The sequence below is a fragment of the Cytobacillus spartinae genome, from assembly GCF_042865285.1.
GTDB classification, from domain to species: domain Bacteria; phylum Bacillota; class Bacilli; order Bacillales; family Cytobacillaceae; genus Robertmurraya_A; species Robertmurraya_A spartinae.
Window position 1 is genome coordinate 1 of the sequence record NZ_JBIACK010000023.1, and the last position, 17,881, is coordinate 17,881.

Genomic DNA, 17,881 nt, shown 5'->3' on the forward strand with positions numbered 1-17,881 from the left:
TTTACGTAAATTCACGGCCAACAGATAAAATTTAATAAGAATTAATAGCAAAAAAAAGACAAAGGAGAAATTGAGTTTACTCAATTTCTCCTAATTCACTATTTGAAGCTAGTTTTGTCCCAGCCTCTTACAATTACTTTGCAGTTTCAAATGTGTTTTGAATTTCTTTTAATAATTGCTCTGCGCCATCGCGGCTAAGAATTAATTTTCCACCAGCTAGTGTAATGTTATCTTCTGACACTTCACCAGTAACTTGGCAAGTCATGTTTGGCTTGTATTTTTTTAGGATGATGCGCTCATCATCAACGTAGATTTCTAAAGCGTCCTTTTCTGCAATCCCAAGTGTACGTCTTAATTCAATTGGAATCACCACGCGACCTAGCTCATCAACTTTACGAACAATACCTGTAGACTTCATATTATTATAACTCCTCTCAAATCCCCATTTTATGATTATTATTTATCTATTTTCGTCATTATTCGACAAATTTCTTTGTTGATTTAATAATACCAGCCATTGCCATATACGTCAATAATTTTGTAATAAATTCCTTTAGAAAATTTTGGATTTTATTAAAACGTTGATACAACAAGGTTTTTAGGGTTTTTAACATGGGAAAAGGATAAATTCCCTACCAAAAAGAGGGTTAAAAATTGTGAACATATTGTTAACATTATTCGACAAAATCGGTGGATGTCGTCGACACATTCGACAAAAATGTATGTAAATGGATGTACCTTAAATGTTGCAGGGGATTCAGTTGCACTTTTTCTAGTTTTTAGGTATATTTTGTTGATATAAGAGGTTATGATGACGAGTATATAACTAAGTCTGTTTTCGCATAGATTGTTGCTCTTCGGAAATTGTCGCAACACGGATTATAAGCTACTTCGTGGAATCTTTTCTTTCCAATAAAGAAAACAGCACCACAATCCGTATAAAGGCAGTTTGAAGTATTTAAATAAGCAACTGAGTTACGAAAAGAGCCTTAACTAAATAAAAAAGCCCAATTTCATGGCACGATCACTCGTTAATCCTCGTTCTATTGGGCGGGATTTTTTTAAGGTCAAAACGATTAGATGGTTTCTTTATAAGGAGGGAATTTTGTGTCGGAAAACAAAAAGACGTTTTATTTAACAACACCTATATATTACCCGAGTGGAAATCTACATATTGGACATGCTTACACGACGGTCGCTGGTGATGCAATGGCTCGCTACAAGCGCTTACGTGGATATGATGTTATGTACTTAACAGGTACTGATGAGCATGGGCAAAAAATTCAACAGAAAGCCCAAGAAAAAGGTGTTACGCCACAGCAATATGTGGATGAGATCGTAGAAGGCATCCAGGATCTTTGGAAGAAGCTAGATATTACTTATAATGATTTTATTCGTACTACAGAAGACAGACATAAAGTAGTCGTAGAGAAGATATTTGCACAGCTATTAGAGCAAGGTGACATTTACTTAGATGAATATGAGGGAATGTATTGTACTCCGTGTGAGTCATTCTTTACGGAAAGACAAATCAATGAAGGAAACTGTCCTGATTGTGGGAGACCTGTTGAAAAGGTGAAAGAGGAATCTTACTTCTTTAAAGTAAGTAAGTATGCGGATCGACTATTAAAGTATTATGAGGATAATCCTACTTTTATTCAACCTGAATCACGCAAGAATGAGATGATCAATAACTTCATTAAGCCAGGTCTTGAGGATTTGGCAGTTTCTCGTACTACATTTGACTGGGGAGTAAAAGTTCCAGGAAACCCTAAACATGTAATCTATGTTTGGATTGACGCTTTATCTAACTATATTACAGCGTTAGGATATGGAACAGATGATGATTCAAAGTATAAGAATTACTGGCCTGCGGATGTTCATCTAGTAGGGAAAGAAATTGTGCGATTCCATACCATCTACTGGCCAATTATGTTAATGGCTTTAGATTTGCCGCTTCCTAAAAAAGTATTTGCTCATGGATGGCTATTAATGAAAGATGGAAAGATGTCTAAATCAAAAGGGAATGTAGTAGATCCTGTCACATTAATTGATCGCTATGGTTTGGATGCATTGCGCTACTACTTATTAAGAGAAGTTCCATTTGGATCGGATGGTGTATTCACTCCTGAAGGATTTGTGGAACGTATCAATTTTGATTTAGCCAATGATTTAGGAAACTTGCTAAATCGTACGGTTGCCATGATTGATAAATATTTTGATGGAATGATTCCTTCCTACCAAGGATCTGAAGGTGAATTCGATAAACAGCTTCTAGAAGCGAACCTTCAAACGGTGAAAAAGTACGAAGAGGCTATGGAGAATATGGAGTTTTCAGTAGCTCTTACAACTGTATGGCAACTAGTGAGTAGAACCAATAAATATATTGATGAAACTCAACCTTGGGCATTAGCTAAGGATGAGGATAAAAAAGAAGAACTTGGAAGTGTAATGGTTCATTTAGCAGAATCGCTACGTAGAATCGCTGTATTATTACAACCTTTCTTAACAAGAACACCAAATGAAATCTTTAAGCAATTGAATATTTCAAGCCCTTCTCATATTTCATGGGAAAGCTTAGAGAATTTTAGTGTCATTCCTGAAGGAACAAAAGTCGTGAAAGATGCGCCTATCTTCCCAAGACTTGAAATAGAAGAAGAAGTTGCTTTTATAAAAGAAAAGATGCAAGGGACAGCTACCCCTGCACCAGCTGAAGAAAAGAAGGAAGAAGAAAAACCAGATTCAGAAGAAATCACGATCGATGACTTTATGAAGGTGGATTTACGGGTTGCTCAAGTCATTAGTGCTGAGCCTGTTAAAAAGGCAGATAAGCTTCTAAAATTACAACTTGATCTTGGGTATGAAAAGCGTCAAGTAGTATCAGGAATTGCACAGCACTATAAACCAGAAGAACTTGTTGGACAAAGAGTGATCTGTGTGACAAACCTTAAGCCGGTTAAGTTAAGAGGAGAATTATCTCAAGGGATGATATTAGCAGGTTCAAAATATGGAATCTTGTCGTTAGCAACCGTAGCTGAATCTCTTCCACTTGGTGCAAGGGTAAAATAATGTTTTATAGATAAAAATGTAGAATAAAAGAACATAGAAATGTTTCACGTGTAACAATTTGCGTCCGACATTCCTATGTTTTTTCTTTTATTTTCATGAAAATTGCTGTTTTTTTGTTTTTCTAAAATATTATTGAGAAACATACATATTTCCCCTAATTATTCTCTTAGAATAGGAAGGTAAGAAAAGTTTTTCCAGTTAAAAATCTGGAATTAAAAATATGAAACAAGCCTGAAAGAAATGTAACCAAAAAATAATATTTTAAAAAAGGAGTCATTATTGATGCTTTTCGACACACATGCACATTTGAATGCTGAACAATTTGAAGAAGATCTAGTAGAAGTCATTACCCGCGCAAAAGATGAAGGGGTATCGAATATTGTAGTGGTAGGATTTGATCGCCCAACTATTAATAAAGCTATGGAGCTTACTGAAAAATACGAGTTTATCTATGCTTGTGTCGGCTGGCACCCGGTAGATGCAATTGACATGACAGACGAGGATTTAGACTGGATTGAGGAATTAGCTAGTCATCCGAAGGTTGTAGCCATAGGAGAAATGGGTTTAGATTATTACTGGGATAAGTCTCCTAAAGACATACAAAAAGAGGTTTTTCGCAAGCAAATTAGGTTGGCTAAGAAAGTAAAGTTGCCTATCGTAATTCATAATAGAGATGCGACAGCAGATGTTGTGGAAATTTTAAAAGAAGAAGACGCAAAAGAAGTTGGTGGGATTATGCATTGTTATGGTGGGAGCGTTGAGACTGCTAAAGAATGTATAGACATGAATTTCTTGATCTCCCTTGGCGGTCCTGTGACATTCAAAAATGCTAAAAAGCCAAAAGAAGTAGCCGTTGAGGTTCCGTTGGATAAATTATTAATTGAAACAGATTGCCCATATTTAGCTCCACATCCTAACAGAGGGAAAAGAAATGAACCTAGCTACGTAAAATTAGTAGCAGAGCAAATTGCTGAGTTAAAGGGAGTTACATATGAGGAAGTAGCGGAGATTACCACCCGAAATGCAAAGAAATTATTCGGCATAAACTGATACGGCATTTTGTCGATTTAAAGGAAAGTTTGTCCCTATTTTTTCTTATTCTAAAAAGTTCTACATGTCTCCTTTTCTTCATAGGATAACCATGTCGATAAATCTCTCTTTCTTTTCTCTTGAACTTCTAGCATAATAGGGAATACGTTCAAGGAAAATGTTTGGGGTTGACAGTCGCAAAAAAAGCAGTATATAATCACTCCGAGAGAAAAGGAGGCGTTTTTCATCGTAATCCAAAACATGAAAAGCCTGTTTTCAAAGACTTTGAGTAAAAAGAAATTAGCTATTTTCTCTGCTAGTTTGATAGTTTTTCTAGCTGCAACCGGGTTTCTAATTTATGAAACTACGAAAAAAACAGTTGCAGTTACGATCGACGGGCAGGAAAAAATCATTAAAACACACGCAGCTACGATTGAAGATATACTTAATGATCTAGATATTTCCCTCCGCTCAGAGGACTATGTGTTTCCTTCAATAGATACAAAAGTGAAAGATAACTTAAAGGTTGAATGGAAACCAGCTAAACAGGTTCAAATGGTAGAAGGCAACGAGAAGAAAACAGTCTGGACTACAGCCGATACGGTTGAGGAGTTTTTGAAGGAACAAAAGATTTCTTTGAACGAACATGATAAGGTTCAGCCAGAATTAGACACAGAAATTAAAAGCGAATTACAAATACAAGTAGATAAAGCTTTCTCTTTGACACTAGTTAATGGTGGAAAAGAACAACAAGTATGGTCCACTTCGACTACGGTCGCTGACTTTTTATTACACCAAGGAATCACACTAAATGAATTAGACCGTGTTGAACCAAAGTTAGAAGAGACATTAAAGGAAAATGCCGTTGTTAACGTCATTCGAGTTGAAAAAGTCACCGATGTAGTGGAAGAACCAATTAATTTTGCTGTTGTAACAAAGAAAGATCATAATCTCTCAAAGGGAACTGAGAAGACAATTACCACGGGACAAGAAGGACTCGTTTCAAAGGAATACGAAGTAATTCTTGAGAACGGTAAAGAAGTATCTAGAAAACTCTTAAAAGAGAATACTGTCAAAGAGAAAATAGATAAAGTTGTAGCCGTAGGTACTAAAGTGAGTTCTCAAACTGTATCACGTGGAACAGGAAATGTGAGTAAAGAATTTTATGTAAGCTCAACTGCATTTACTGCACATTGTAACGGTTGTTCAGGTATTACTTCTACAGGAATTAATTTACGTGCAAACCCTAACCTTAAGGTTATTGCTGTTGACCCGAGTGTTATTCCTTTAGGGACAAAAGTGTATGTAGAAGGATATGGTTATGCCGTTGCGGGTGATACCGGTTCTGCCATAAGAGGGAACAAAATCGATGTCTTCTTTGCAACGAAAGCAGAAGCATATCGTTGGGGAAGAAAAACTGTAAAAATTAAAATCTTAGAATAGGTTCATTCATGCAGGGGGTCTGCCCTCTGCTTTTTTTGTGTTTTTACCCTTTTTTCTATAAAATAATCATATTGCCTCAAATTTCACAGTTCATATATATAGACGAATAACATTACAGAAATGTTTCAAGTTTTTTTCAATTATATAAAAAGAATTTAAAAATCTAAAAGGGAAATTAGTTTTCTTGAGAATAATAAGCCCAAAAGCTGGAGGAAGCATGAAAATAAAAGAGATTATTGTGGTCGAGGGTAAAGATGACACGACAGCTATTAAAAGAGCTGTAGATGCAGATACAATTGAAACGAATGGATCGGCAGTGAGCTTAGAAACGATAGAAAAAATTAAACTTGCACAACAAAAAAGAGGAGTCATTATTTTCACAGATCCAGATTTCCCTGGACAAAAAATTAGGCAAACGATACAGGAGCATGTCCCGGATTGTAAGCATGCTTTTATACCAAAGGAAGAGGCACTACATAAGCGTGGAAAAGGGGTTGGAGTTGAACACGCTACCCCAGATACGATTAGAAAAGCACTAAAGGACGCACAGTTAATGAATTCAACGGCTGTTGAACAAATTACCCAGGAGGATTTAATCCTAGCTGGACTCATTGGCGGACCAGGTTCGAAAGAGCGGCGTGAGCTTTTAGGAAAGATACTTAAAATTGGTTATACAAACGGAAAGCAACTGCATAAGAGGCTTATGATGTTTGACATAAGCAGAGAAGATTTTTCAAATGCTATAAAGGAAATATATCAGGAGGAGCAAAATGGATAAAGATATAGCAACCCCTATAAGGACACGTACGATTTTAGAAAAGTACGGGTTTTCTTTTAAGAAAAGCTTAGGACAAAACTTTTTAATTGATACGAATATATTAAATCGAATTGTGGACCATGCTCATCTGACAGAAAGCTCAGGTGCAATTGAGATTGGTCCAGGGATAGGAGCTCTAACTGAACAGCTTGCGAGAAGAAGCAAGAAAGTAGTTGCCTTTGAAATTGACCAGAGGCTTTTACCGATATTAGCTGAAACATTAGCACCGTATTCGAACACAAAGGTTATCCACCAAGATGTCCTTAAAGCGGATGTGGCTGAGGTGATTCAAGCAGAGTTTGAAGGTATGGACGATATAATGGTAGTTGCAAATCTACCTTATTATGTGACAACTCCAATTATTATGAAGTTATTAGAGGAAAAGCTTCCAATACGAGGAATTGTGTGTATGCTCCAAGCGGAAGTGGCAGACCGCATCTCAGCTAAACCTGGAACGAAAGATTATGGATCCCTTTCCATTGCTGTTCAATATTACACTGAGGCTGAGACTGTCATGAACGTTCCAAGAACGGTTTTTGTACCTCAACCGAATGTTGACTCAGCTGTGATTAGACTGACGGTTAGAAAAGAACCTCCGGTGAAAGTGAAGAGTGAAGAATTTTTCTTCCAAGTGACAAAAAGTAGCTTTGCACAGAGAAGAAAAACGATACTAAACAATTTAACAAGCCAGTTACCAGGTGGAAAGGAAAAAAAGGAACAAATCCTAGCTGCTTTAAATGAAGCAAATGTAGACCCTGGTAGAAGAGGGGAAACACTCTCCATACAAGAATACGCTCAATTGAGTGATGCGCTATATCCACACTTTCAATAAGATCCCTTCTATGGGGTCTTATTTCATTTATTCGCTACGGAGATACTTGGGTACCTCCCGAATACTGATAAGACTGTACAGGTGGCTAAATGGGCTGCTTCAATATTGATGGGTGGATAAGACATCAAATACGCATAAAGCTCTGGATTTGCCGCATAAAAGTTGTAAAACGCCGCATAAAGTTTTAAGAATGCCGCATAAGATGTGTGAAGTGCCGCATAAATCTTAGAATCTGCTAGTAAACCTCATTTTTCCGACCATTAAACTTTTGAAACCATCATAAAATGTTGATATTTTTGAAAAAACCGGAAGTAAGGTCCTAAGTAAGCCACTTCTGCTTTTCATTGTCCAGCTCCGGCTCCTAGCCCCTCGAGGTCAAATAACCTTCGGCCAAAAAAGTCAAAAGAGGACTTTTCCGTCCGAAGAACATTTGCTTGTCGGGGCTAACCAGTCGCCTCCGCTTTTCTAATCACATGTTTATGGGTGGGTGCATATTTTATGACATAAACGTCTAGAGATTAGAATGGCTCTTTGTATGGGCTAACTGGAGTGACTGTTGTGACTATAAATATGATGGATGTTGTCGGAAGAATTTCATACAACTGTGATATTATGTTCCGTGTTATAGATATAAGGGAAGACCAAGGTCGTAAAATAGCTGTGTTGTACGGTGAAGACGTAAGACTGATTGCTGATGCTCCATATGAAGATTTAATCGTCATGGATCAAAATGAAAGAATGAAAGTATCTCGGGAATATCGTTCCTTAGAGGAGCAATCATTTAAGTTGTTTAGGCAAGATATTGATCTATTGAAGCAAAAGCAAGAATATGACACAACAAATGGATACAAAAAAGCATATAATTATTTTCAAGTTCCAGGTCGTGTTCTCCATATTGATGGAGATCCTTCCTATTTGAAAAAGTGTCTAAGTCTTTACGAGAGAATCGGAGTTCCTGTAACAGGTGTTCATTGTAATGAGAAAGAGATGCCGAATAAAGTGGGGCAGCTGATTGACTATTACCGCCCAGATATATTAGTTATAACTGGCCATGATGCGTATTCGAAATCAAAAGGAACCATGAATGACATTAATGCCTATCGACATTCCAAGCATTTTGTACAGACCGTGAGAGAAGCTAGAAAGAAATTCCCTCATTTAGATCAGTTAGTCATATTTGCTGGTGCCTGCCAGTCTCATTTCGAATCCTTAATACATGCAGGTGCTAATTTTGCTAGTTCACCTTCTAGAGTCAATATTCATGCACTTGATCCAGTTTATATTGTCGCCAAAATAAGCTTTACTCCTTTTATGGAGAGAATTAATGTATGGGATGTTCTAAGAAATACACTTACAGGTGAGAAAGGCCTTGGCGGGATCGAAACAAAAGGAGTACTCAGAACAGGTATGCCTTTTAATCCAATCAAAAACGAACAAAGCTAAGCCGTTTCCATAACGGCTTTTTGTTTTACATCTTTTGACATATTTCTTATCGAACCACCCTACACTCTATATTTTATTAAAATCTTCCCTTTTGGAAAGTGATAAAAAACTGGAAAATAAGATAACCATAATCCCTTTATAAATAGATACTGACAAGGCCACTTTCCATTAGTCCCTTTTATTAAATTCACAATATAAATAAAAAAAACACATAATCATAGATGTTATGGTAATAATAAAATTGTTGAAAAATAGAAAAAAATGTGGAATAAAAAACATTGACATTTATTTTTAAACACTGTTATAATTTATTATTTTGCTTGACTTTTGTGCGTTAGAGTGATATACTTTACATAGTGAGGTGGACCGAATGGCAAAAACGTTAATTGATATTAAAAAAGCTCTTGATTCAAATTTAGGAAAAAGGCTTTTACTTAAGGCCAACGGTGGTCGCAGAAAAACGATTGAGCGTTCTGGAGTACTTGCAGAGACATACCCTTCCGTGTTCGTAATTGAACTCGACCAAGAAGAGAATGCATTTGAACGTGTATCGTACAGCTACGCAGATGTTTTAACAGAAACAGTAGAAATTACATTCTATGAAGATACAACAGGACAGGTAGCGTTAAGCTAGTCTATATTCCTAAGGAAGCAGTGAACAAAAGTTTACTGCTTTTTTGCTGTTTAAAAAACTACATCCATTAGACTTACATGAAATATAGTTCCCTGATTGATACTAATCATACCGTGTTGAAGAAAGGGGATGTTAATTTTGGGCAGAAGAAGAGGAATGATGTCAGAACGTTTTAAAGAGGAAATCGCTAAAGAATTAGGATTTTACGATGTCGTCCAAAAAGAGGGTTGGGGTGGCATTCGAGCGAAAGATGCAGGGAACATGGTAAAGCGAGCCATTGAAATTGCGGAGCAACAATTAGTTAACAAGCGTTAACCTTCCAAAACTTAGAAAACCAATATTAACAAAAATGGATTCAACACGGTAAAGTCGGAGATATTTTCTCCGACTTTTTTTGATTAAGTCTGTTTCCCAATCCAATTCGTATAGCGATCCACGGATTCTATCCTGTTTCTGGGCATCTTTTCTCTCAAAATAAAGAAAACAGCACCATTATCCGTTAAAAAGTAGCTTAAAGTATTTAAATAGCAACAAAGTTTATGAAAAGAACCTAGATTAAAAAAGCAGAAAAACAAGCGAAAACCCCTTTATATCTAATAAGGAAAATGCTAAAATTATTAATTTGTAAAGATTGTCAAGAACTATACGTCTGACTTTGGTCTTTTTGTGGTAAAATAGGACAAAAATAGGACGAGTCTTAGTGTTTATGAAATTATGCAGCTAACTTGGAGATCCTCCTGTTGGCTACCTAATAGATACAATGATATTTACTCGAGTAGGTGGAAATGTTGAAGCTTTTAATAAAAGCACCAGCTAAAATTAATTTATCCTTAGATGTTCTACATAAAAGGCAAGATGGGTATCATGAGGTTGAAATGATCATGACAACCATCGACCTAGCTGATCGGATAGAGTTAATGCTATTGGATTCTGATTCGATTCGGATTAACTCACAAAGCCGCTTTGTACCAGATGATCAAAGGAACTTAGCTTACCAAGCAGCGAAGCTTCTTAAGGAAAGATACAAGGTTACTAAGGGAGTACAGATTGCTATTGAGAAAACAATTCCTGTTGCTGCAGGTCTAGCAGGAGGAAGTAGTGATGCAGCGGCTACACTAAGAGGTTTAAATAAGTTATGGGATCTTGGATTGTCCCTAGATGAGCTCGCAGAATTAGGTGCAGAGATCGGTTCAGATGTTTCGTTTTGTGTGTATGGAGGAACGGCTTTAGCAAAAGGTAGAGGAGAGGTTATTACACAACTCCCAGCGCCTCCCACGTGTTGGGTTGTGCTAGCGAAGCCTTTCATAGGGGTTTCAACCGCAGATGTATATCGTCGCTTAGAACTGGACCATATTGTACATCCTAATACAGCAGACATGATTAAGGCTATTGAAGAAGATGATTTTAATGGAATGTGTAAAAATGTTGGGAATGTTCTTGAGGATGTAACGTTAAAGTTATATCCAGAAGTCGCTCAGATTAAAGATCAGATGATTCGCTTTGGAGCTGACGCTGTTCTTATGAGTGGGAGTGGACCTACTGTCTTTGCATTAGTACAACATGATTCTAGAATGCACCGAATTTATAACGGGTTAAGAGGGTTTTGTGATCAAGTTTTTGCTGTAAGGATGTTAGGTACTCGACATACCCTTGATTAAATCCGTATATTAATGATATATTATCGTTAAAACATTCGGATTCCTGGGGGTCGCAAATATGAAGTTTCGTCGTAGTGAGAGACTAATTGATATGACGAATTATATACTAGAGCATCCACGACAGCTTATTTCTCTTACTTTTTTCGCAGAGCGTTATGGTTCAGCAAAATCTTCAATAAGTGAAGATCTTGCTATTATTAAAGAAACGTTTGAACAAAGAGGAATAGGGACATTACAAACAGTTCCTGGTGCTGCTGGTGGAGTAAAGTTTCACGTTAAGGTGTCTGATGAAGAGGCACGTCCAATTATTGATGATTTATGTGGTCTTATTGCGAATCCAGACAGACTTCTACCAGGTGGATACCTATACATGACGGATATACTAGGAGACCCTTCTATCGTTCAAAAAGTAGGTCGTATATTGGCTTCAGCTTACTCAGATGCCAAAATTGATGTCGTTATGACGGTAGCAACAAAAGGGATTCCTCTCGCTTACGCAGTTGCCAGTCAGCTTAATGTTCCTGTTGTCATTGTACGCCGAGACAGCAAGGTTACGGAAGGCTCGACCGTTAGCATCAATTATGTATCAGGATCTACGAAAAGAATTCAAACGATGGTTCTTTCCAAGCGAAGTTTAGAAGAGGGAAGTAATGTATTAATTGTTGATGACTTTATGAAAGCTGGCGGAACCGTTAACGGAATGATTAGCATGCTTGAAGAATTCAAAGCAAATGTGGCCGGAATAGCAGTCCTAGTTGAAGCTGAAAAAATTGAAGAGCGTTTGGTTGATGAATATTTATCTCTCATTAAACTTTCAGATGTTGATGTTAGAGATAAGAAGATTAAAGTAAGCGAAGGGAACTATTTTAGAAGGAGGAAGTAATCTATGAAAGTCGTGCAAACAAATGAAGCACCAGCAGCAATTGGTCCTTATTCACAAGGGATTGTTGTAAATAACATGTTTTATAGCTCAGGGCAAATCCCTTTAACGGCAGCAGGGGAAATGATCCAAGGGGATGTAAAGGAACAAACCCATCAAGTATTTAAGAATCTTCAGGCTGTTTTAAGTGAAGCAGGAGCGTCTCTAAATACAGTAGTAAAAGCAACTGTATTTATTAAAGATATGAATGACTTTGCGTCCATCAACGAAGTTTATGGTGAGTATTTTTCTGAGCACAAACCAGCACGTTCGTGTGTTGAGGTAGCAAGATTACCTAAAGATGCTTTAGTAGAAATCGAAGTAGTAGCACTCGTTAAGTAATTTAACGGGTGTTTTTTTTATGGATGCAAAGACCTGTTTATGTACCTCTATAATCAACTAACAATGGTGAAGTTGAATATCATTAAAATATTTTTTCAAAATAAGGTCTAAAAAGATTAAAAATAGGACAATATGTTTATTTAGTGAAATTAGTTAGCTTATTTTATGTAACAAACTTCCTAGAAGCAATGATTTAGCGTTTTATGCTAGAAGTTTATGAATTTGTTAATTTTTGCGAAAAATTTTTCCAAAAAAGAAGGAGATAGGAAAAATTTGTTGAATTAGTTAACTAGGTTTTTATCTACTTGAAAAGGTGGTGAACAAAATGGAAGTAACTGACGTAAGACTACGCCGCGTTAATACTGATGGTCGTATGAGAGCTATTGCTTCAATTACATTAGACAATGAATTTGTTGTTCACGATATTCGTGTAATCGATGGTAACAACGGTTTATTTGTTGCAATGCCAAGCAAACGTACGCCAGATGGTGAGTTTCGCGATATCGCTCACCCAATCAATTCAGGAACACGCGGTAAAATCCAAGAAGCTGTTTTGGCTGAGTACCACCGTCTTGGTGAATTAGAAGTAGAGTTTGAAGAAGCCGGAGCTAGCTAAGAATAAATAAACAACAAGGGCCTACTTCACGGTAAGGCTCTTTTTTATGCTATCTAATAACGATTATACTATTTAGGTTGAAGAACTACTCGCCATAGCCACTTTCTGATCCACTCTTCTTTTATTCCCAAATATTCAACAAGTAAAACCTCTCTTCTCTTTAAAAATGCCTCTTTTCGTAAACTTTGTTGCTATTTAAATACCTTAAACTGCTTTTGAACGAATTATGGTGCTGTTTCCTTTATTTTGCGAGAAAAGATGCCACGAAACGGCATAGAATCCGTGTAAGAGCCCGTATACGAATAGCATCAATCAAGGCGAAAACAGCCATAAAATTAATATAAAATCCCAGGTACGTTAGCCACTAAAAAATATTTCTTTTACAAAATTTATTTATAAACATGATTTTCTAGGCTCCGGGAGCGTTTAAATACATTGACAATCTCATGTACTTTAAGATGATTCCTTGAAATTAATATGTTTTTAAGATATATTCTTAATGGATAAAAAGGTAAATTGGAGGACTGTCAATGTCTAATCGTTATGCGGTAATCTTAGCCGCAGGTCAAGGCACAAGAATGAAGTCGAAACTTTATAAAGTTCTTCATCCTGTTTGTGGCAAACCAATGGTTCAACATGTCGTAGATCAAGTTTCAAAGCTTCATATAGACCAAATCGTAACCATCATTGGACACGGAGCTGAACTAGTTAAGGCTCAATTAGGAGATCAAAGTAACTATGCCCTACAAGAACAGCAACTAGGGACGGCACATGCTGTTATGCAGGCTAGTGAAATGCTTAAAACGAAAGAAGGTGTTACCATTGTCGTTTGTGGTGATACACCACTTATAAAAGCTGAGACAATGGAAGCGCTTTTTAAACATCATGAAGAAACTTCAGCAAAAGCAACGGTTTTAACTGCACGCACAGAAAACCCTACTGGTTATGGACGAATTGTTCGCAATGAGAACGGGCTTGTAAAAAAAATTGTAGAGCACAAAGATGCTACTGAAGAAGAACGTGCAATTAAGGAAATTAATACTGGTACGTATTGTTTTGACAATAACGCACTTTTTGCAGCGCTAGAAAATGTTTCAAATGAAAATGTCCAAGGTGAGTACTATTTACCGGATGTTATTGAGATTCTAAAAAATGCGGGGGAAATTGTCACTGCTTTTGAGACGGATGACTTCGAGGAAACATTAGGGGTTAACGATCGTGTGGCTCTTTCACAGGCGGAAATCATTTTAAAGAGAAGAATTAATGAGCAACATATGCGTAATGGCGTAACGATTATCGATCCAGCAAACACATATATTGGCGTTGATGTTGAAATTGAACAAGATACAGTGCTGTATCCGGGTACCATCCTTTCAGGCAAAACCAAGATAGGCTCAAATTGCCAGCTTGGTCCAAATACTGAAGTTAAAGATTGCTCGATTGGAGAAGGTACAACAATCCGTCAATCTGTTGCGCATGATAGTGAGATCGGGAAAGACGTAAATATCGGACCTTTTGCTCATATTCGTCCACAGTCTGTTATTCATGACGAAGTGAAAATAGGCAACTTTGTAGAAATTAAGAAAGCTGTTTTCGGTAAAGCAAGTAAAGCCTCTCATTTAAGTTATATTGGTGATGCTGAGGTAGGTAGTGACGTAAATATCGGATGTGGTTCTATTACCGTTAACTATGACGGGAAAAATAAATATTTAACGAAAATTGAAGATGGTGTGTTTATCGGCTGTAATTCTAACTTAGTAGCTCCAGTCACGATTGGAAAAGGTGCGTATGTAGCTGCGGGATCAACCATTACAGAAGATGTTCCAGGTGAAGCATTGTCCATTGCACGAGCGCGTCAAACGAATAAAGAAAACTATGTTTCTAAACTAAATTTAAAGAAATAGCAATCGGAGGTCCATCATGTCGAACCAGTATTTAGATCCAAATTTAAAGGTTTTTACGTTGAATTCAAACAGAGAATTAGCTGAAGAAATTGCAAAGGTAATTGGAGTAGAATTAGGAAAATGTGATGTAACTCGTTTCAGCGATGGTGAAATTCAAATTAATATTGAAGAAAGCATTCGTGGTTGTGACGTGTTCGTCATTCAGTCGACTAGTTCACCTGTAAATGAACATTTGATGGAACTATTAATTATGATTGATGCTCTTAAGCGTGCTTCTGCTAAAACGATTAATATTGTTATGCCTTATTACGGGTATGCTCGTCAGGACCGTAAAGCGAGAGCGCGTGAACCGATTACAGCTAAATTAGCAGCAAACCTACTTGAAACTGCTGGCGCAACACGCGTTATTACACTAGATTTACATGCACCACAAATTCAAGGTTTCTTTGATATTCCGATTGACCACTTAATGGGTGTACCTATCCTAGCGGAATACTTCGGTAAAAAAGAATTTGATAACGATATTGTTATTGTTTCTCCAGACCACGGTGGTGTTACACGTACTCGTAAAATGGCAGAGCGTCTGAAAGCTCCAATTGCGATTATTGATAAGCGCCGACCAAAGCCAAATGTGGCTGAAGTTATGAACATCGTTGGTAACATTGAAGGGAAAGTTGCCATCCTAATCGATGATATCATCGATACAGCTGGAACGATTACACTTGCAGCTAATGCCTTGATTGAGAATGGTGCATCTGAGGTTTATGCTTGCTGTACTCATCCAGTTTTATCAGGACCAGCTATTGAAAGAATCGAAAATTCTAAGATTAAAGAATTAGTTGTCACAAACTCAATTGCTCTTCCAGAAGAGAAAAGAACAGGTAAAATCAAACAACTAACAGTTGCTGCTCTTATCGGTGAAGCGATTATCCGTGTTCACGAAGATCAATCTGTAAGTACTTTATTTGATTAATATTACGATAAATCGGCTTGCTAAATTAGCGAGCCTTTTTATGCTTTCAAAAAATCTCTTTTCATACGGATGCTTTTTAAAAATTCGAGATGGACAGAGGCTATAAAGTAATTGCGTAACAAACCACTATACTGAAAAAACGATGAGATAAAAGCCTTCAACAAGAAGGCAAGTTCATGTTTTTTCTGAATGTTAAAATCTATTAGAAATCAGCCCATCTTTCATAATGAATGTTTAGACCTTCCTGTTTTAGGGTATTTTTTATAGTAGGAGAATTACTAATTACTGTCTAGTACAAGCACCTAATCATGTAGATCTTGGGCATTAACTGGCTTAGGTGCTTCCTGAACATATGGATGATTATCCACAAATTATAAAAAATAGACAGCTGAAATACCTTAAATTAGGAAGGGGACTTTATCATTGAGTAATCTACTTCAGGCAAAAGAACGTAAGGAATTTCGTAATTCAGCTTTGACAAGTATCCGAAGTGAAGGGAATATTCCTGCGGTCGTATATGGGACAAACGTGGAAAGTAAGTCCATTTATCTGAATGGGACGGAATTTATTAAGATCATGCGTGACGTAGGAAGAAATGGTGTCATTTCGTTAGATGTGGATGGGTCAAAGCATAATGTCGTTTTAAGTGATTATCAGTTTGACCCTATCAAAAATGAAGTTATCCATGCAGATTTCTTAGCTGTTGACATGTCAAAAGAAATTACAGCTGAGGTTCGTGTGAATCTAGTAGGTGACGCTGCGGGTGTAAAAGACGGTGGGGTACTTCAACAACCACTCCATACAGTTTCTGTTACAGCAACTCCAGCAAATATCCCACAAACAATCGATGTTGATGTAACTAACCTCCAGGTTGGAGAAACCATTTCCATTGGGGATATTAAAGTCAGCCAAAACTTCCATATCAATCATGATGAGGAAGAAACGATTGTTTCGATTCTAGCACCAAGACAAGAAGAGGAAATTGACACTGGGGAAGAACAAGAGCCAGGCATTCCTGAAAACGAAGAAGGTAGAGAAACAGAAGCTACTGAGGAATAATAAAAAAGCTAAGATCAAGGGACTGACTAATTATTAAACTAGTCAGCCCTTTTTCGAGTTTAAATAAGGAGAAAGTTAAGGTTGTTAAACATATATTGAAAGCCTCAATTATCTAGGTGCATGTGTTAATGTGGGCATTTCTCGGCATCCTAAAACCATGTAAGTTTAATAAAGCCAAAAAATAGTATAGAATGTTTTTACAAGGGAATATTTTATTTCCTTTTTTTGGGGGTGGAGATACATATGAAATTAATCATTGGATTAGGTAATCCTGGGAAACAATATGATAAAACAAGACATAATATCGGCTTTGATATAATCGATGCACTATCCGAACGATTAAATATCCCTTTAGATAACTCCAAACTAAAAGGTCTTTATGGGATGGGTCATGTTAATGGAGAAAAAGTGTTCCTATTAAAGCCACTTACATACATGAATTTATCAGGGGAGTCTATTCGAGCTGTCATGGACTACTATGATATTGATCTAAAAGATATTGTCGTCATCTATGATGATCTGGACCTTCCAGTTGGGAAGATACGTCTTCGCCAAAAAGGAAGTGCTGGGGGGCATAATGGAATAAAATCTACCATTGCCCATGTAGGGAGCCAAGAATTCAATAGAATACGTGTAGGAGTAGATCGACCATCAAATGGAATGAAGGTCACTGATTATGTACTAGGTCGCTTCACGAAAGAAGAACAAGAGGTAATGGATGAGGTTATTAATCGTTGCACCAAGGCGTGTGAAGCTTGGCTACAACAACCATTTTTACAAGTTATGAATGACTTTAACCAATAATCCTCATAAATTAAGTTTTGTAGCATAACTTATTGAATAAAGTCCCCTTCGGACGGTCAATAATAACATTATCGACTGTATAGGGAGGGACAGGCATGGCAATACATTACCAATGCCGACACTGTGGGGTTAAGATGGGATCCATTGACCAGATGTCTCTACATTCCGAACAATTGGGATTTCATAAACTCACAGACGAGGAGCGTTTAGATATGGTGTCTTTTGAATCCTCTGGTGATATTAACATTAAATCTATTTGTGAAGATTGTCAGGAATCACTTGAAAGAAATCCAGACTATCATCAATACGATTATCTCATTCATTAAGCTTTGGACTAGT

The 17,881-nt window shown here is 37.0% G+C and carries 18 protein-coding genes; 17 read left to right on the forward strand and 1 reads right to left on the reverse strand.

All coding sequences use genetic code 11. The features are described from left to right. Positions 1-133 precede the first annotated feature (133 nt). On the reverse strand, positions 134-418 hold the full coding sequence (locus ACFYKX_RS25960; RefSeq protein WP_389365035.1) for an AbrB/MazE/SpoVT family DNA-binding domain-containing protein: 285 nt from the start codon (positions 416-418) through the stop codon (positions 134-136). 689 nt (positions 419-1,107) lie between these two features. Here ACFYKX_RS25960 and metG point away from each other — a divergent pair. The 17 genes from metG (at position 1,108) to ACFYKX_RS26045 (ending at position 17,868) form a co-directional block, all read left to right on the forward strand. Then, on the forward strand, positions 1,108-3,069 hold the full coding sequence (gene metG, locus ACFYKX_RS25965) for a methionine--tRNA ligase (RefSeq protein ID WP_389365037.1): 1,962 nt from the start codon (positions 1,108-1,110) through the stop codon (positions 3,067-3,069). Between the two features lie 282 nt (positions 3,070-3,351). Then, positions 3,352-4,119, forward strand: a complete 768-nt coding sequence (locus tag ACFYKX_RS25970) for a TatD family hydrolase (protein WP_389365039.1) — start codon at positions 3,352-3,354, stop codon at positions 4,117-4,119. Between the two features lie 240 nt (positions 4,120-4,359). After that, the gene (locus tag ACFYKX_RS25975) at positions 4,360-5,541 is read left to right on the forward strand and encodes a ubiquitin-like domain-containing protein (protein ID WP_389365040.1); all 1,182 of its coding nucleotides are present in this window, start codon (positions 4,360-4,362) and stop codon (positions 5,539-5,541) included. A gap of 217 nt (positions 5,542-5,758) precedes the next feature. Then, complete coding sequence (gene rnmV / locus ACFYKX_RS25980) at positions 5,759-6,319, forward strand: ribonuclease M5 (RefSeq protein WP_389365042.1); 561 nt, start codon at positions 5,759-5,761, stop codon at positions 6,317-6,319. Continuing rightward, the gene (gene rsmA / locus ACFYKX_RS25985) at positions 6,312-7,190 is read left to right on the forward strand and encodes a 16S rRNA (adenine(1518)-N(6)/adenine(1519)-N(6))-dimethyltransferase RsmA (protein WP_389365044.1); all 879 of its coding nucleotides are present in this window, start codon (positions 6,312-6,314) and stop codon (positions 7,188-7,190) included. The genes rnmV and rsmA overlap by 8 nt, the downstream gene beginning before the upstream one ends. A 558-nt stretch (positions 7,191-7,748) precedes the next feature. After that, on the forward strand, positions 7,749-8,633 hold the full coding sequence (gene yabG, locus ACFYKX_RS25990; protein ID WP_389365046.1) for a sporulation peptidase YabG: 885 nt from the start codon (positions 7,749-7,751) through the stop codon (positions 8,631-8,633). Between the two features lie 370 nt (positions 8,634-9,003). After that, a complete protein-coding gene (veg, locus tag ACFYKX_RS25995) occupies positions 9,004-9,267 on the forward strand; it encodes a biofilm formation stimulator Veg (RefSeq protein WP_389365048.1) in 264 nt (87 codons plus the stop codon). A gap of 138 nt (positions 9,268-9,405) precedes the next feature. Continuing rightward, positions 9,406-9,582 (forward strand): small, acid-soluble spore protein, alpha/beta type, encoded by a 177-nt coding sequence (locus ACFYKX_RS26000; RefSeq protein ID WP_389365050.1) that lies wholly within the window; start codon positions 9,406-9,408, stop codon positions 9,580-9,582. 473 nt (positions 9,583-10,055) lie between these two features. Next, positions 10,056-10,925: a 4-(cytidine 5'-diphospho)-2-C-methyl-D-erythritol kinase gene (gene ispE, locus ACFYKX_RS26005; protein ID WP_389365118.1), complete on the forward strand. Its 870-nt coding sequence runs from the start codon at positions 10,056-10,058 to the stop codon at positions 10,923-10,925. A gap of 58 nt (positions 10,926-10,983) precedes the next feature. Beyond that, the gene (gene purR, locus ACFYKX_RS26010) at positions 10,984-11,808 is read left to right on the forward strand and encodes a pur operon repressor (RefSeq protein WP_389365052.1); all 825 of its coding nucleotides are present in this window, start codon (positions 10,984-10,986) and stop codon (positions 11,806-11,808) included. Between the two features lie 3 nt (positions 11,809-11,811). Further along, positions 11,812-12,186, forward strand: a complete 375-nt coding sequence (gene ridA / locus ACFYKX_RS26015) for a 2-iminobutanoate/2-iminopropanoate deaminase (RefSeq protein WP_389365054.1) — start codon at positions 11,812-11,814, stop codon at positions 12,184-12,186. 325 nt (positions 12,187-12,511) lie between these two features. Next, a complete protein-coding gene (gene spoVG / locus ACFYKX_RS26020; protein ID WP_003347151.1) occupies positions 12,512-12,802 on the forward strand; it encodes a septation regulator SpoVG in 291 nt (96 codons plus the stop codon). A gap of 530 nt (positions 12,803-13,332) precedes the next feature. Then, entirely contained in the window at positions 13,333-14,706 is a 1,374-nt protein-coding gene (gene glmU / locus ACFYKX_RS26025) for a bifunctional UDP-N-acetylglucosamine diphosphorylase/glucosamine-1-phosphate N-acetyltransferase GlmU (RefSeq protein ID WP_389365056.1), read from the forward strand. Positions 14,707-14,722: 16 nt separating this feature from the next. Continuing rightward, complete coding sequence (locus tag ACFYKX_RS26030; RefSeq protein WP_389365058.1) at positions 14,723-15,679, forward strand: ribose-phosphate diphosphokinase; 957 nt, start codon at positions 14,723-14,725, stop codon at positions 15,677-15,679. Positions 15,680-16,102: 423 nt separating this feature from the next. After that, a complete protein-coding gene (locus ACFYKX_RS26035; protein WP_389365060.1) occupies positions 16,103-16,738 on the forward strand; it encodes a 50S ribosomal protein L25/general stress protein Ctc in 636 nt (211 codons plus the stop codon). A 243-nt stretch (positions 16,739-16,981) separates the two neighbouring features. Beyond that, positions 16,982-17,542 carry an aminoacyl-tRNA hydrolase gene (pth, locus tag ACFYKX_RS26040; RefSeq protein ID WP_389365062.1) on the forward strand — a complete coding sequence of 187 codons (561 nt, stop codon included), beginning with the start codon at positions 16,982-16,984 and terminating at the stop codon, positions 17,540-17,542. A gap of 95 nt (positions 17,543-17,637) precedes the next feature. After that, positions 17,638-17,868 carry an anti-sigma-F factor Fin family protein gene (locus tag ACFYKX_RS26045; protein ID WP_389365064.1) on the forward strand — a complete coding sequence of 77 codons (231 nt, stop codon included), beginning with the start codon at positions 17,638-17,640 and terminating at the stop codon, positions 17,866-17,868. The last annotated feature ends 13 nt before the right edge of the window (positions 17,869-17,881 follow it).

Excerpts from the sequence above, each read along its gene's own strand:
- rsmA (WP_389365044.1), top strand. The coding sequence starts at position 6,312 with ATGGATAAAGATATAGCAACCCCTATAAGGACACGTACGATTTTAGAA.
- spoVG (WP_003347151.1), top strand. The coding sequence starts at position 12,512 with ATGGAAGTAACTGACGTAAGACTACGCCGCGTTAATACTGATGGTCGT.
- ACFYKX_RS25960 (WP_389365035.1), bottom strand. The coding sequence starts at position 418 with ATGAAGTCTACAGGTATTGTTCGTAAAGTTGATGAGCTAGGTCGCGTG.
- purR (WP_389365052.1), top strand. The coding sequence starts at position 10,984 with ATGAAGTTTCGTCGTAGTGAGAGACTAATTGATATGACGAATTATATA.
- rnmV (WP_389365042.1), top strand. The coding sequence starts at position 5,759 with ATGAAAATAAAAGAGATTATTGTGGTCGAGGGTAAAGATGACACGACA.
- pth (WP_389365062.1), top strand. The coding sequence starts at position 16,982 with ATGAAATTAATCATTGGATTAGGTAATCCTGGGAAACAATATGATAAA.
- ACFYKX_RS25970 (WP_389365039.1), top strand. The coding sequence starts at position 3,352 with ATGCTTTTCGACACACATGCACATTTGAATGCTGAACAATTTGAAGAA.
- ACFYKX_RS26045 (WP_389365064.1), top strand. The coding sequence starts at position 17,638 with ATGGCAATACATTACCAATGCCGACACTGTGGGGTTAAGATGGGATCC.
- ridA (WP_389365054.1), top strand. The coding sequence starts at position 11,812 with ATGAAAGTCGTGCAAACAAATGAAGCACCAGCAGCAATTGGTCCTTAT.
- ACFYKX_RS25975 (WP_389365040.1), top strand. The coding sequence starts at position 4,360 with ATGAAAAGCCTGTTTTCAAAGACTTTGAGTAAAAAGAAATTAGCTATT.
- ACFYKX_RS26030 (WP_389365058.1), top strand. The coding sequence starts at position 14,723 with ATGTCGAACCAGTATTTAGATCCAAATTTAAAGGTTTTTACGTTGAAT.
- veg (WP_389365048.1), top strand. The coding sequence starts at position 9,004 with ATGGCAAAAACGTTAATTGATATTAAAAAAGCTCTTGATTCAAATTTA.
- glmU (WP_389365056.1), top strand. The coding sequence starts at position 13,333 with ATGTCTAATCGTTATGCGGTAATCTTAGCCGCAGGTCAAGGCACAAGA.